The organism is Sorangiineae bacterium MSr11954 (assembly GCA_037157815.1).
GTDB classification, from domain to species: Bacteria; Myxococcota_A; Polyangia; order Polyangiales; family Polyangiaceae; genus Pendulispora; species Pendulispora albinea.
On record CP089984.1, the window covers coordinates 4,619,995 to 4,633,319 of the forward strand.

Below are 13,325 nucleotides of genomic sequence, written 5' to 3' on the forward strand. Positions count from 1 at the left end.
CGCGCCTCCCGGAGCCTGCACTTCGGAGCCTATGCTTCCTTTCGTCCGTCGCCTATAGACTCGTGCATCCTCGGAGCCCGGGGCGGCTCATTTTACGCTTCATCAATTGTGCAATTGTGTCGCGTTTGGAATCCAGTTGATCCGAGGCGCGGCCGCGCGTACGACTGAAAGTCAGCTCGATGCGCGACGCAAGACCCACATGGAGGCCGGAGCGGGCGACGATGCGGCGCATTCCGGTCACCATCCTCGCGGGCTTTCTCGGCGCCGGCAAGACCACCTTGCTCAACCGCATCCTGCGCGAGGGCCGCGGCCAGCGCATCGCCGTGATCGAGAACGAGTTCGGCGAGATCGGCATCGACGATCGGCTGGTGGAGGCGGCGGCGCCCTCCCGCGAGGCCATCTTCACCATGAGCGCCGGGTGCATCTGCTGCACCGTGCGCGGGGATCTGGTGCGCGTCCTCGGCGATCTCCCGTGCGAGCGCTTCGACCGGGTGCTGGTCGAGACCACCGGGCTGGCCGATCCGGCGCGCGTGGTTCGCTCGTTCATCCTGAACGAGGACATCGCCGCCAAGATGTACATCGACGCGGTGGTCACCACCGTCGACGCCGAGCACGTTCACCTGCACTTGGACGAGATCCGGGAGTGCGCGCGACAGGTCGCGTTCGCCGACTTGATCCTCCTCAACAAAATCGACCTGGTCTCGCCGGCCGACGTCGACAACCTGGAGATGCGGATCCGCGGGATCAACCCCGTGGCACGGCTGCGCCGCACCCTGCACGGCGACGTGGAGACGGGCCTCCTGCTCGACCTTCGCGCGTTCGATCTGCGGCGCGCGCTCGCGCGCGATCCGACCTTCCTCGACGGCGACCCCGGGTCGGACGACGGCGCGCGCGCCGGGCGTCCGTTCCGTGGGCCTTCGCGTGACGCTTCCCGTGATCCTTCCCGTGAGCATTCCCGTCATGGCGATGGCGTGGTCTCCGTGGGGATCGAGCTCCGCGGCGATCTCGATGGGGACAAGTTTCAGCGGTGGGTCAAGGACCTTCTGCAGAGCCGGGGCCGGGATATTTTTCGAATGAAGGGTATCCTCGATATGAAGGGGGCGTCGCGCCCGTTTATCTTACAAGGCGTTCATATGCGGCTCGACTGCGTGCAAGAGCGGGCGCCGAACGCGCGGACCGCATCGAGCACGTCCAACGCGCCGGCCGCCTCGAACGTACCGGCCGCGCCGAACGCGTCGAGCGCGCGCCTCGTAACGGGCCCAGGCCGGCGGGAGCGCGGAAACAAGCTGGTGCTCATCGGACGCAACCTCGACCGCGACGCGATTCAGGGAGGCCTGCGGGCATGCCTGGCGTGAGCAGCCGGCGCACGGACGGCGACCTTTTTTCCGCGCAGGATGGCTTCTTGCGCGCCATCGCGATACCGTTGATGACACGTCACGAGAAAATAAGGTTCAGAGCATGGCGATGATGAAGCAGCCCCTGAGTGAACCCCACGATGCCACCTGCGTTCCCAACGAGCACGCGCTGCGGACCATTCGTCGCAAGCCGGTGGTGTCCGACGAAGCCTTCGAGCGCGCGGCCTCCCTCTTCCGAACGGCGGCCGACGTATCGCGTCTCAAGCTCCTCGAGCGCCTCGCCGACGGCGAATGGTGCGTGACCGAGCTCGCCGAGGCCGCGGGCAGCGCGCTGTCCACCGTCTCCCAGCAGCTGCGCATGCTGCGCGCCGAGCGCATCGTCTCCCGCCGCCGCGCCGGCAAGCACGTGTTCTACTCGCTGGCCGACCGCCACGTGATCGACATGGTGCACAACGCCCTGGAGCACGCGGCCGAGCGCAGCCACGTCGTGGACGACAGCGGCGAAGACTGACGCGCCATCACGGCAAGCCGTCGCCACGAGCCATCGCGGCCAGCTGTCACCGCCAGCCATCACCCCAAGCCCGTTACCGCAAACGGCGCGAGAGCGCACGGAGCTCGTTGCGCACGAGCTCGAGCCGGGCCACGGCGTTGGCGTCGGAGAGCTCGTAGCCCGCGCGGCACGCCATGCTGGGGGGCACGCGGCGCGCCTTGGATTTGAGCGCCTTTCCCTCGGCCGTGAGGTGAACGTGCACCACGCGCTCGTCCTCGGCGCTGCGGCGGCGGGCGACGATGCCCTGTTGCTCCAGGCGCTTGAGCACCGGGGTCAGGGTGCCCGAGTCGAGCTCCAGGCGCTCTCCGAGGCGTTTGACGGTGGCGCCGTCTTCCTCCCAGAGCACCAGGAGCACGAGGTACTGCGGATAGGTGAGACCGAGCGGCTCGAGGAGATCCGCGTACGCGCGCGTGAGGGCGCGCGAGGCAGAGTACAACGCGAAGCAGAGTTGCTCATCGAGCCGCAGAAGGTCGTCGGGTGAAGGCATGCGGGCTTACCCGAGGCGGATGGCCACCTCGATGTTACCGCGCGTCGCGTTCGAATAGGGGCACACTTGGTGCGCCGCCTCGAGGAGCGCCTGCGCCTGATCGCGCGCGAGCTCGGGGATCGCGGCCACGAGCTCGGCCGACAGCCCGAAGCCCGCGCCCACCGGCCCGATGTTGACGGTGGCCGTGATCGTCACGGGGCCCGTCTTGATGCCCTTCGCCTTGGCGACGTGCGCGAGCGCGCTGCCAAAGCAAGCCGAGTAGCCGGCCGCAAAGAGCTGCTCGGGGTTGGTTCCGGACCCGCCGGGACCGCCGAGGCCCTTGGGGACGCTCAGCTGGACGTCCAAGTTTCCATCGCTGCTGCTGACCCGTCCCTCCCGGTTCACGGCGGACGCGGTGGCTGTGTAGAGGACCTTCTCGAGTTTCGCGGGATTGCTCATGCCCAAAGACGTAACGCGCGATTCGATTGTGCGCAATTAAAATTGACACAACCAAATGGTCGAGCGCGGCTCAGGCCTTGGGCCGGCGGGCGCCGTTGGTGGTCAGATGGATCGCGTAGACGGAGCTGGTGGCGCAGATGAAGAGCACGTTGCCTTTGGGGCCGCCGAAGACGAGGTTGGCCACCGGCTCGGGGAGGTGAAGCCGACCGAGGAGGGGGCCGTCGGGCGCGTAGCAGTGCACACCGGGACCGGCGGCGGCCCAGACGCGGCCTTGATCGTCGAGGCGAATGCCGTCGAAGACGCCGACGGTGTTCGTGGTGAAGACCTGGCCGCCGGTCAGCGCGCCGCCCTCGGCCACGTCGAAGCGCCGGATATGGTTTCGGCGGGTGTCGGCGATGTAGAGCGTTTGCTCGTCGCGCGAGAAGGCCAAGCCGTTGGGGCGCTCGAAATCGCCGGCGACCTGGTCCACCCGACCCGAAACGGGATCGATGCGGTAGACGTGGCAGCCGTCCATCTCGCTCGCGGCTTGGTGCCCTTCGTAGTTGGTGTCGATGCCGTACGACGGATCGGTGAACCAGATGGAGCCGTCGGAGCGGACCACCACGTCGTTGGGGCTGTTGAAGCGCTTGCCCTCCCACCTTTCGGCCAGCACCGTGATGGATCCATCGTGCTCGGTGCGGGTGACCCGGCGATTTCCCTGCTCGCAGCTCAAAAGACGCCCCTGGGGATCGAGCGTATGCCCATTGGCGTAGCCCGCCGGCTGCCGAAAGACCCCCACATGCCCCGTGGCCTCGTCCCACCGCATCATGCGGTCATTGGGGATGTCGCTCCAAACCAAGCAGCGCCAAGCCGGCACATACACGGGCCCCTCGGCCCAGCGAAAACCGGTGGCCAGGCGAAGGACCCGTCGATCCCCGCGCACGTCGAACCGGTCGTCGAGCTTCTCGAACTTCGTCTCGATGGTGTCCATCATGCAGACACCGTATAATTTTGGATGGTGTATTGTAAATATGCTTAATAGCAGGATACCATCCTGTCGTGGACCAAGTTGACCGAATGATACTCGCCGAGCTGCAGCGGGATGCCACCCAGCCGTACGCGGCGCTAGCGCAAATCGTCGGCCTCTCGCCCGGGGCGGTGCACGAGCGGGTGCGCAAGCTGCGCGAGCGCGGGGTCATCGTGCGCACCACCGTGGACGTGGATCCGGCGGCCGTGGGGCGCGGTGTCCTCGCGTATGTGCTCATCAACGCGGGGGCATGGATGGGGGGCGAGGAGACGGCCGAGGCGCTGGAGGCCATCCCCTCCATCGAGGAGGCGCACGTGGTCGCGGGCGCCGCCACCTTGCTCGTCAAGGTGCGCACGCAGACCACCGAGGAGCTCCAGGCCACGCTCAAGAAGCTGTTCGACGTCCCCGGGGTCACCGGCACGCAGACCATCGTGGCGCTCGAGACGTTCTTCGAGCGCCCCATCGATGTGGTCGCGCGCCCGGTCAGAGGAACTTCAAAAGGTGCTCGATGACGTGCGCGGGGTTCTCCTCGGCGAGCCAGTGCGCGGACTCGGGGACGATGACGGAGGTCACGTCGGTCGCCACCTCGCGCATCATCTCGCCGATCAGGGGCCCGCTGGTGCTGTGGGCTCCGCCCATGGCCAGCACCGGCATGGCCAAGGGGGTGCGCATCGACTCCTGGTTGTCGCGCGCGTCCTGGGGAAAGGCCCGGTAAAGCTCGAAGCCCGCGCGCATGGCGCCCGGCGCCGTGTAGGCGCGCACGAACTCGTCGATGTCGGCCACGGTGAAGGCCGCAGGGTTGTAGATGCGGGCGTCGTAGAAGAGCGACAGGTACTCGCGCTCCTTGCCGGCGACCAAGAGCTCCGGCACGTCGCGCGTACCATGGAAGGCAAAGTGCCAGACCCGCGGATCGACGCGGATCCGCTCCCACACGTTGGTGCCCGGCAGGGGCGCGTCCATGACCACCAGCTTCGTGGTCGCCTCGCGGTAGGCGGCCGCGTACGCATAGGCGACCATCAAGCCAATGTCGTGACCGACGATGGCCGCCCGATCGAACCCCAGGTGGCGGACCAGCTGCCGGATATCCTCCGCCATGGTGCGCTTGTCGTAGCCGTCGACCGGGCGGCTCGAGTGGCCGGCGCCGCGGTAGTCGGGGGCGATGACCGTAAAGCGCTCCGCCAGCGCCGGGATGATGGCGCGCCACTCGTACCAGGTCTGCGGAAAGCCGTGGAGAAGGACCACCGGATCGCCGCGCCCTGCCACGACGTAATGAAGCCGGACGCCGTTGACGTCGGCTTTGTGATGCCGGAACGTATGCTCGCTTGCGTTCATGATTGCTCCTCGTGCTGGCCAGTCGTGTTGGCTCATGGTCACCCCGGACTTAGTGTGCGGCGCTTCCTTGACAACCGAAACGCGGAATCTATCGTTCGCGACACATGATCGATTTCGATGACCTCCCCAAGCGGGCCCCGCGCAGGCCCAAGACGAGCGAGCTCGAAATCGTGGTGGCCATCGCCCGCGCGGGCTCGCTGGGCGGCGCGGCGGCCGCGCTCGGGTGCACGCAATCGCGGGTGAGCCATGCCCTGGGGGAGCTCGAGGGCGCCCTGGGCGTTCGCCTGTTTCAGCGCTCGCGGGTGGGCACCTCCCCGACCGAGGCCGGCGCCAAGGTGGTCGCCAAGGCGGGCGAGGCGCTCGCGCTCTTGGACGCCATCGCCGCGCCGCGCGATCGTTGCGCGGGGACGGTGCGCATCGCGGCCTACCGCAGCGTGGCCACGCACCTCCTCACGCCGCTCGCGCAGCGGATGGCCACCAAGCACCCCGAGCTTCGCCTCGAGATCGACGATGGGTGCGCCGATCGGGAAGACGTGGATCGCATGGTCCGCGAGGGCCGCGCCGATCTGGGGATCTCCCAATTGCCGGTGGGCGAGGGGTTCGCCGTCACCCCCTTTGCGCAAGACGATTACGTGCTCGTGGTTCCCATTCGCCATCGGCCCGCGCGCGCGTCGTTCTGGTCGGATTTGAGCCACCTGCCGTTCTTCGAGCTGCGCTGCTCGGGCACGCGCGCGGCCATCGCCGCCTGCCGCGAAAACGGCATGATGAACCGCACCGCGTCGGCCTTTTCGTCGGACTCCACCATCGTGGCCCAAGTGACCGCGCGGCGCGGCTTCTCCATCCTGGCGCGGTTGGCCGCCGAGCCGCTTCCACCGGAGCTGATGGCGATCCCGCTCCCCATCGCGGCCTTTCGCTCCCTCGTCTTGATCCGGCGACGAGACCGGCGGAGCCCCGCGCTCCTGGGCGTCACCAAGGCGCTTCGGAACCATTTGCGCCACCCGGGGCCGGCGGGCTTGGTCGCGCAAAAATGGCTTCGGACGACCGAGGCGTGCGATACAGTCGCCCCGTGATTCGTCATGGGATGAAGGCGCGTGCGCGGGCGCGCGGGTGGAAGCTGATGATGTCGTTCGCTCTCCTTACGGGGTGCTTGCGCGCGCCCAAGATGGAGGTCCCGACGGAGAACCTCCAGGTGGAGGAGATCGATAAACATCGCCATTCCGTTTCGGGAGGGGGTGGCCCGACGTGCGAATTCACCATCGACGAGCTCGAGCACCCCTGCGGTCTGACCCACACCATTCAATGGGAGTATCTTTCACCGGGCGATTGGGTGGTGACCTTGCGCGACAACCGCGACCGCGCGATCGTCGAACGCACGGAGTGGATCCTGGGAACGGATGGCACGTCGCTGCATCTGCACGCGCTTCCCATCGAAGGAAAACGGCGTCGCGGCGACCGACACTTCGTGCGCGAGCGCTGCGGGATCTTGCTCGGAACGTGGTACCCCGTCGCCTATCCCTTGCGCGAGCCCGCGCAAGTGGAGGGAGAGAAGCTCCACTGCGGCTGAATCGCGACGACCCGCTCGATCAACGCGGAAAGAGGCTCATATCGGCGCGATAGACGAGCGTCTCCGACGTCATGCCCGCAAAGGCTTTGACCTTCGCGCCGTGCTCCAGGGCGCGAATGTCTCGAAAAATCGATTCGGATTTTCCGTACTCTTCTTGGCTGCCAAAGCCGAGGAGCAGCTGCACCTGATTGGCGTCCCCGCCATCCACCAGGCGGTAGACGAGAAAGCTCGTGAGCCCCTGCTTATCCTGCGTATCCTGCTTATTCTGGTATTGCGCACGCAATCGCGCGAGCACCTGGGTGGCGCCCTCGGTATCGAGCACCGATAACGTGATGAGCCGCACCAGCTTCGAGGTGAGGCCGCCGGTCTGGCCGATGCTCAGCTCCGGCACCAGGGCGATCTTGTAAATGGTTTGAACGTCGCCGAACGGCACGGTGTGGAGCCCGTTGTCGGCGCGATCCTCGGCGGGGTTGACGGCTTTGTCGAAATCGGACCACGCGTGATCGAAGGTGGCGTCGATGAATTGGCCATAACGGGGACCGGAGACGACATACCAGCCGTACCAGCTCCAGGTGTCCCCGTTCGTTTTGTGCCACTGCAGGTGTTGCTTGTAGCCGTTCTCGAAGTGCTGCTCCTGCCCGCTCTTCGGTCTCCAAACCGCCACCTGCGCCACCGTGCTGCGCGCAGGCCGGCTGGCGGTGGTCTGCGCACGTGCCGTACCGGTCATCGGGCCTCCACAAGCCGATAAAAGAAAGGTCGCTGCCAAAATGGCGACGGTCGTATGCCTCATCGTCCCGCCGAGCATGGCGTTCGCGGGCCCAAAAATCGAATCGAAAGTGCGCGCGGCGCCTCATAAAGAATTTCGATGGATGGGCGCTTTGACGCGACGGCGCGATGGGCGCTTCGGGGCGACGGTGCGCTTCGGCCGCGACTGGCGCGGCGGCCCGGTTACGGCGCCGTTTTGGAGGCGCCGGTCTGCAGCATGTACGCGGCGATCGCGCGGAGCTTCGGATCGCCCAGCGACGCAAAGGCGGGCATCTGCGGATAGTCGACCCGCTTCTTCCCCGGGGCGCGCGCCCAGGTGACGATGCCGTCGGGGTTGTCGGCATAGATGCGCGCGATCTCGGTGAGCGGGGGACCGACCACGCGCCGATCGACCCCATGGCACGCGCTGCACGTGCTCTGAAACAGCGCTTGGCCCTGCGTAACCCCCTGCGCCGCCCGCTCGCGGCCGAGGGTCTGCTCGTAGGCCGCTTGGGCGGACTCCTCGGCCCAGCGTTCGGTGGCGAGGCGCATCGCCTGGCGGTGCTCGGCCAGGGCCACACCGCGGTAGACGTGGCGGCCGGTGGCCATGCAGAGCACGGTGAGCGACAAGCATCCGGCGATGAAGGGCAGGCGCTTGCCGTCGGGCTCCGGGAGCGACAAATCTTTCCACATCATCCAAATGGCCGGAATGGCCAATAGCGCGCCCATGGCGATGGCCGAAAGCACCGCGCCGCTCAGCCCTTTGGACGGAAGGGTAAACAGCACCAGCGGCCCGACGATGAATTGCGCCAACGAAACGCCGAACGCCACCGTGTAGAACGCGCGCCGGATCTGGGGCCGGGTGAGCGCTTGGAACGTCTCCTCCACGGGGTATTTCGCGCGGCCAAAGTAGCCGACCCCAAAGAGGCTCGTCAGAATGAGCGAGGCGCAAAGAAAGTGGAAATAACGCGGGAACACGTTGGGCAACACCAGCGCGCTCAAAAAGCCGCGAACGTTGGTCCAGTGCTCCGGGAACATCATGAGGTTGACATTGGTGAGGAAGACCAGCGGGATGAAGAGAAAGAGCACCACCGCCATGGCCTGGATGCCGATGTGGAGCCATTTGAGATCGCGAAGGCGGTCCCACGTGTATTTGTGCAAATAGAGCAGCAGGAAGGTGGTGGCGATGGTCGGGATCAGCAGGATCCACGCGGTGCCGGTGAGGGTGTTCGCCGTGTAGAAATGAATGGTGTAGAGCAGGTTGAGGAGCAAAAGCGGCGCCACGCCCAGCACCACCGCGAGGCTTTTGTTGACGGTGACGGTGGAGGCCAATGCGCGGGCCAGGCGGTCGTAATCGGGATTCTTCGCGCCCCGGATCTCGAACGCCAAAACGAGGATGGACCCGCCGACCATCAAATTGACGAATAGAATGTGCGCGATGAAGGCGGCGATGAGCAAAAGCTCCAGCGCGTGCCCGTTCACGGGGAGGGGAAGGGGAATGTCGCGCGGAACGGGGGTGGGATCGGGGCTCATCGTTCCACCCGCACGCCGGTGACTTGGGCGCCTTCGAGGGGCTCGCGATGGTCCTGCAAATGCACCAGGTACGCCGCGAGGGCGCGCTTTTCGAGCTCACTTCCCGGGAAGGGCGGCATGAACGGGCGGGTCGTGTGCATGGCGCCGACATAGGCGCCGATGGCGTCGCGGTCCCACGGTTTGTCGGGGCCGTACAGGGTGGTCAGCACGTCGCGGATGCCGTTGACCCCGTCCGTGGTGTGGCACCGCGTGCAGGCAAGGGCGAAGACTTCGCGCCCGGCGTCGACCTCGTTCTCGGGGGTGATGCGCCGGACGCTGGTGTAGGTGGCGTGCGCGAGCAAGCCGTCGCGCTGGAGCATGGGGTAATCGTCTTTGCGAATGCCGTTCGCGTACATGTAGCCGGCGATCGTGTACGGCTTGCGTATGAACTCGCGCACCCGCTCGAAGGTGCCGATCAAGAGCACCGCCAGAAACGCGGGCGCGATCAGGGCCCATGTGTGAACCTCGTTGGGGCGGACGGCGCCCCAGAGCGCAAGGAGCGCGATGGCGGCCGACACGGCGGCGAGCACCCCCAGCGCCGTGCGCGACCAGCCCTCGAGCGCCTGCGTGAGCAGCGCGACGGCCAAGTTCGACGCCATGGCCGAGGGGACCGCGTGCGCGTACCAGATGCCGCCGGCGGCGCAGGGCAGGATCCAGGCGAGGATCCAGCGCGACAGGGTGCGCACGGCGTTCGTGCGAAGCTCGGTGCCGGCATCCGTGGCGCCCACCGCGATGGCCAGGCCGAAGGCGCCGGCCATCACCATGGCCAGCGGCGTGCGAAACGCCAGCTGCGGCAGGTAGACGGGGTTGAACATGCCGCTGAAGAGCGTGCGGTTCGACTGCCAGGAGCCCGGATCCATCATGAAGCTCAAGATGGAAACGATGAGCGCCATGGTCGCCCACGAGGCGATGGAGAGCACCACGCCCATGCGCGCGTGCGCCCGTTTGCGCGGGCCCGTCCATTTTTTCCACGTGAGGTAGTACGCCAGGATGAGGACCACCTCCGTCACGAAGACCAGCCACTCGGTGAACCACGTCCAGAAGAACACGCGGAGCAGGCTGCCCATCGCGTACGGGTTGACCAGCGAGGTGGAGAACCAAATGCCGACCCCCGTGAGCGCGCCCACCGTGGTGGTGATGACGAAGAAGACGGTCAAGAGGCGGAACGCGAGCTTGTCCCACGCGTCATCGCCCGTGCGAACGCCCCTCCGCTCCAGGTACGAGACCAGCGGGATGCCGCCCACCGCCATGGCGTGGTTGATGACCACGTGCAGCACCGCGATGATGGCGATGAGCATGCGGTTGTTGAGAACGTCGAGATGAAAGACCGGCAGATCCATGCCGCGGGAAGTAGCGCCCGCGCCGGCCCCGGTCAGCGTGACCTTGTGTCGCGTGACACTTGGCCGCAGGGCCGAATCCGTCTTCTCCGAGTCCGTCTTCTCCGAACCGACGGCGCGCCGCGAGGACGGCGTGGCGTGCTGCGCGCGATCACGCGTCCAATCGGCGGAGCTCGTCCTCGAGGCGATCGTCGTACTCGTCGCGTGCGGCGGTCGTAGCGGCGGCGGCGGCGGGGCGCGGGCCGAAGGGGAGCTTGCCGCCTGGCTGGCGCCGCGTCCATCCGCGAACGAGCCACAGCACGCCGATGGCGCTCACCAACATGACGAGGCTGCCGCCGATGGAGATGGCGGCCCGCGGATCGCGACCGGTCTTGGGGACGGCGCGAATGCGCTCGCCGAAGCGGGCCGCGAGATCGTCCTCGATGGCCTCCGAGAGCTCGCCGCGGCCGAGGCGCTCTCGGATCTCGGCGCGGAGCTCGGTGGCGAGCGGGGACTCGTGCATGTCGAGGGTTTGCGTCCAGCAGCACGGTGCGATCAACCGGCCCTCGAGGATGGCCTCACCAGGGGCGGCGTGCGCGTGGGGATCGCCGGTGGCGGTATGCGCGTGGGGCTCGCCGCTCGATTCTTGGGCGAAGGCCGGCGCCGCGGCCCCCGCGATCGCAAGGCTCGCGCCGAGCAGCGCGGTGAGCCACCGCTTCAGGGTGCCGCGGTTCGAGGATCGGGCGATGGCGGTGGGCGACATCCGCTCATGCCTAGTGGAGAATTTTCAGCCGACCAGTGCGTCACGTCGTCGCACCCGCCGAGGGGCGCCGTTTCTACCTCGGGGATCGGCGCGCCACCAGCTTCTCGAAGAGCCGATCCAAGGCGGCCTCGGGCGCGTCGGTCAGGCCCGTATGCGGGGGCGACATCTGCAGGATGGTGCTGCGCGGCGCCACCAGCCAATGCCATCGCTCGCGCAGCGGCAGCTCCCCGATGGGACCCCCCTTGGGACCCCCCGCGCAAATGCTGGGAATGGCCTCGAGATGACGGCGCACGATGTCGGGCTCCGCCGCGGGCGACAGGGTCAGCAGCAGATGCTCGTCCAGGTCGATGCGGGCGCTCAGAAAATGGCGCTCGGCGCAAAAGAGGAGCACGCCCGCGTTGATGAACTCCTGGCGCTCGACCCGCGGCACCACCCGCACGACGGCGTAGTCAAACGAACAGCGCTCGGCCATTCTTCGCCTCCTCGAGCAGCGCGGGGATGTTTTGCACGCGGGCCTGGAGCCACGCGGCGTAGGCCGCGCGGTGCGTTGGCTGGTCGGGGAACCCATGCTCCTCGCCGAGCCAATCGTTGGGGATGCGCGCCACGATCTCCGCGATGAGCGATCCCGTGATCGTGGCCTGGAGGTGCGCGGCGGCCGGCTCCAACGCCGACGCCCAGCGCAGAAGCACGTGCTGGCGCACCTCGGCAAAGGGATCGGAGGCGCCGTCCAAGACGTCGGCCGGGCTCCAGCCGTGGTGAAAGTAGAGCGACGCACCGTGGTCGATGAGCCAAAGGCGCGCGTGCCACGCGAGCAAGTTCGGATTGCGCGGCGTGCGATCGACGTTGGCCACGAACGCATCGAACAGGACCACCCGCGAGGCGATGGTGGCATCGGGCCGAGGGCCCGCGACCGGATCGAAGGTGATGCTGCCCGGCAGGTAGTCGAGGCCCAGGTTCAAGCCGGCGCTCGCCTCCAGCGGACGGCAGATCTCCGGATCGGGCTCGCTCGACGCCAGCGCGCGATCCAGCTCGACGAGCACCAGCTCCGGGACGTGAAGCCCCAAGGCGCGGGCGAGCTCGCCGGCGATCAGCTCGGCGACGAGCACCTTGGTGCCCTGGCTGGCGCCGCGGAGCTTGACCACATAAAGCCCCAGATCATCGCCCTCGATCAGGGCGGGAACGGACCCGCCCTCCCGGAACGGTAAGACGTAACGAATGGCTCGAACGGTGCGCACGATGGCCTCGTTTCCTCGTCCACACCATAGCAATTCCCCCGGCGATGCGCGCGCGCGACGTTACTCCACCCTCGCGGAGGCATGCGCGGGCCCGCCCCCGGCGGCATGGGCCAGCTCCGTCGCCACGAACAGGACCGCCCGATTGGCCACCTGGCTCACGCCGATGTTGGTCACGGCGGCGTCGAAGGTGGCCGGTCCCGGGGGCAGCACGGCGAGGACGGATGCAGGAATGCCTCCCGATGTCTCGGAGGCTGCAAATCTGCAGGTCGCCGTGACCAGGGGGTTGGCATTCGAGGTCTTCTCCGACGAGGTGATGATCACCACCCGATCGAGCGGCTCGGCGGACCATTGGAGCGGCAAGGGCGCGGAGCGCGAAATGGGGAGCGCGTCCTCCGGGGGAATGGCCGGGGCCATGAGCGTAAAGGTCCCGGGGGCCGGCACCGATACCTCGAAGGATGGAATCTCGTCGCCGCCGCCCCGGGCGATCAGCATTTGCCCCGGCTCCCAGGGCTTGATGGAGCCGACGTCCACATAGGCATGATCGGAGTCGGGCTCGACCTCGATCCCCGGGGTGCCAAAGAGCCCGCCGCCGATGGTGAGCTTTCCGGCTGGCTTCGCTCGAAACGGCGCGGTGCGGTTGTCCGTGCACGCCTGGATCGTGCAGTGGGCCTCCTCCCGGTAGGTGCACTCCACGTCCGACGTGCTCTCGTAGTGGTCCGAGAAGGCCGCCTGGACGACGTAGAAAGAGGTGCCGGCCGGGGTGCTGGGCACATGGGTGATGTTGATGATGCCCAAGGTTTCGAGCCCCGTCGTGGTATCGAGGCCCGCGCCCCCCTGGCCGTGGTCGCGGTTTTTGCCCCCGCACGCGGGGAGCGCCAGGGCGAGGCCGAACGAGCATGCGAGGGAAAACCGGGACGCAATCATGGGCTGTATGACGTTAGGACGCACTCTCCTCCGGTTTGG

The 13,325-nt window shown here is 67.4% G+C and carries 16 protein-coding genes; 5 read left to right on the top strand and 11 right to left on the bottom strand.

Features of this window, described 5'->3' with window-relative positions:
• Positions 1 to 221 precede the first annotated feature (221 nt).
• Together LZC94_18160 and LZC94_18165 are read left to right on the top strand one after the other, a co-directional pair.
• Positions 222 to 1,355 carry a GTP-binding protein gene (locus LZC94_18160; protein WXB19148.1) on the top strand — a complete coding sequence of 378 codons (1,134 nt, stop codon included), beginning with the start codon at positions 222 to 224 and terminating at the stop codon, positions 1,353 to 1,355.
• 103 nt (positions 1,356 to 1,458) lie between these two features.
• The gene (locus tag LZC94_18165; protein WXB19149.1) at positions 1,459 to 1,866 is read left to right on the top strand and encodes a metalloregulator ArsR/SmtB family transcription factor; all 408 of its coding nucleotides are present in this window, start codon (positions 1,459 to 1,461) and stop codon (positions 1,864 to 1,866) included.
• A gap of 73 nt (positions 1,867 to 1,939) precedes the next feature.
• On the opposite strand, the gene LZC94_18170 is transcribed toward LZC94_18165, so the two are convergent.
• The 3 genes from LZC94_18170 to LZC94_18180 all read right to left on the bottom strand — a co-directional run bounded on the left by LZC94_18170 (position 1,940) and on the right by LZC94_18180 (position 3,803).
• Positions 1,940 to 2,392, bottom strand: a complete 453-nt coding sequence (locus LZC94_18170) for a MarR family transcriptional regulator (GenBank protein ID WXB19150.1) — start codon at positions 2,390 to 2,392, stop codon at positions 1,940 to 1,942.
• Between the two features lie 6 nt (positions 2,393 to 2,398).
• A complete protein-coding gene (locus tag LZC94_18175) occupies positions 2,399 to 2,830 on the bottom strand; it encodes an organic hydroperoxide resistance protein (GenBank protein ID WXB19151.1) in 432 nt (143 codons plus the stop codon).
• Positions 2,831 to 2,900: 70 nt separating this feature from the next.
• Entirely contained in the window at positions 2,901 to 3,803 is a 903-nt protein-coding gene (locus tag LZC94_18180) for an SMP-30/gluconolactonase/LRE family protein (protein WXB19152.1), read from the bottom strand.
• A gap of 83 nt (positions 3,804 to 3,886) precedes the next feature.
• Between LZC94_18180 and LZC94_18185 the strand changes: the two genes are divergently transcribed.
• Positions 3,887 to 4,348, top strand: a complete 462-nt coding sequence (locus LZC94_18185) for an Lrp/AsnC family transcriptional regulator (protein WXB19153.1) — start codon at positions 3,887 to 3,889, stop codon at positions 4,346 to 4,348.
• Here LZC94_18185 and LZC94_18190 read toward each other — a convergent pair.
• Complete coding sequence (locus tag LZC94_18190) at positions 4,320 to 5,168, bottom strand: alpha/beta hydrolase (protein ID WXB19154.1); 849 nt, start codon at positions 5,166 to 5,168, stop codon at positions 4,320 to 4,322. The genes LZC94_18185 and LZC94_18190 overlap by 29 nt on opposite strands.
• 104 nt (positions 5,169 to 5,272) lie before the next feature.
• Here LZC94_18190 and LZC94_18195 point away from each other — a divergent pair, with 104 nt between their 5' ends.
• On the top strand, positions 5,273 to 6,238 hold the full coding sequence (locus LZC94_18195) for a LysR family transcriptional regulator (GenBank protein WXB19155.1): 966 nt from the start codon (positions 5,273 to 5,275) through the stop codon (positions 6,236 to 6,238).
• Entirely contained in the window at positions 6,235 to 6,732 is a 498-nt protein-coding gene (locus tag LZC94_18200; GenBank protein WXB19156.1) for a hypothetical protein, read from the top strand. Before LZC94_18195 ends, LZC94_18200 begins: the two co-directional genes overlap by 4 nt.
• Before the next feature lie 19 nt (positions 6,733 to 6,751).
• On the opposite strand, the gene LZC94_18205 is transcribed toward LZC94_18200, so the two are convergent.
• The 7 genes from LZC94_18205 to LZC94_18235 form a co-directional block, all read right to left on the bottom strand.
• Entirely contained in the window at positions 6,752 to 7,459 is a 708-nt protein-coding gene (locus LZC94_18205) for a hypothetical protein (GenBank protein ID WXB19157.1), read from the bottom strand.
• 221 nt (positions 7,460 to 7,680) lie between these two features.
• Positions 7,681 to 9,009 carry a cytochrome c gene (locus LZC94_18210; protein ID WXB19158.1) on the bottom strand — a complete coding sequence of 443 codons (1,329 nt, stop codon included), beginning with the start codon at positions 9,007 to 9,009 and terminating at the stop codon, positions 7,681 to 7,683.
• Entirely contained in the window at positions 9,006 to 10,388 is a 1,383-nt protein-coding gene (locus tag LZC94_18215) for a cytochrome c (protein WXB19159.1), read from the bottom strand. The genes LZC94_18210 and LZC94_18215 overlap by 4 nt, the downstream gene beginning before the upstream one ends.
• 148 nt (positions 10,389 to 10,536) lie before the next feature.
• Positions 10,537 to 11,127, bottom strand: coding sequence for a cytochrome c-type biogenesis protein CcmH (locus LZC94_18220; GenBank protein WXB19160.1), 591 nt, complete (start codon positions 11,125 to 11,127; stop codon positions 10,537 to 10,539).
• A gap of 73 nt (positions 11,128 to 11,200) precedes the next feature.
• A complete protein-coding gene (locus tag LZC94_18225) occupies positions 11,201 to 11,599 on the bottom strand; it encodes a DUF3037 domain-containing protein (GenBank protein WXB19161.1) in 399 nt (132 codons plus the stop codon).
• The gene (locus LZC94_18230) at positions 11,577 to 12,365 is read right to left on the bottom strand and encodes an aminotransferase class I and II (GenBank protein ID WXB20208.1); all 789 of its coding nucleotides are present in this window, start codon (positions 12,363 to 12,365) and stop codon (positions 11,577 to 11,579) included. The genes LZC94_18225 and LZC94_18230 overlap by 23 nt, the downstream gene beginning before the upstream one ends.
• Before the next feature lie 57 nt (positions 12,366 to 12,422).
• Positions 12,423 to 13,286, bottom strand: coding sequence for a hypothetical protein (locus LZC94_18235; protein WXB19162.1), 864 nt, complete (start codon positions 13,284 to 13,286; stop codon positions 12,423 to 12,425).
• Positions 13,287 to 13,325: the final 39 nt, after the last annotated feature.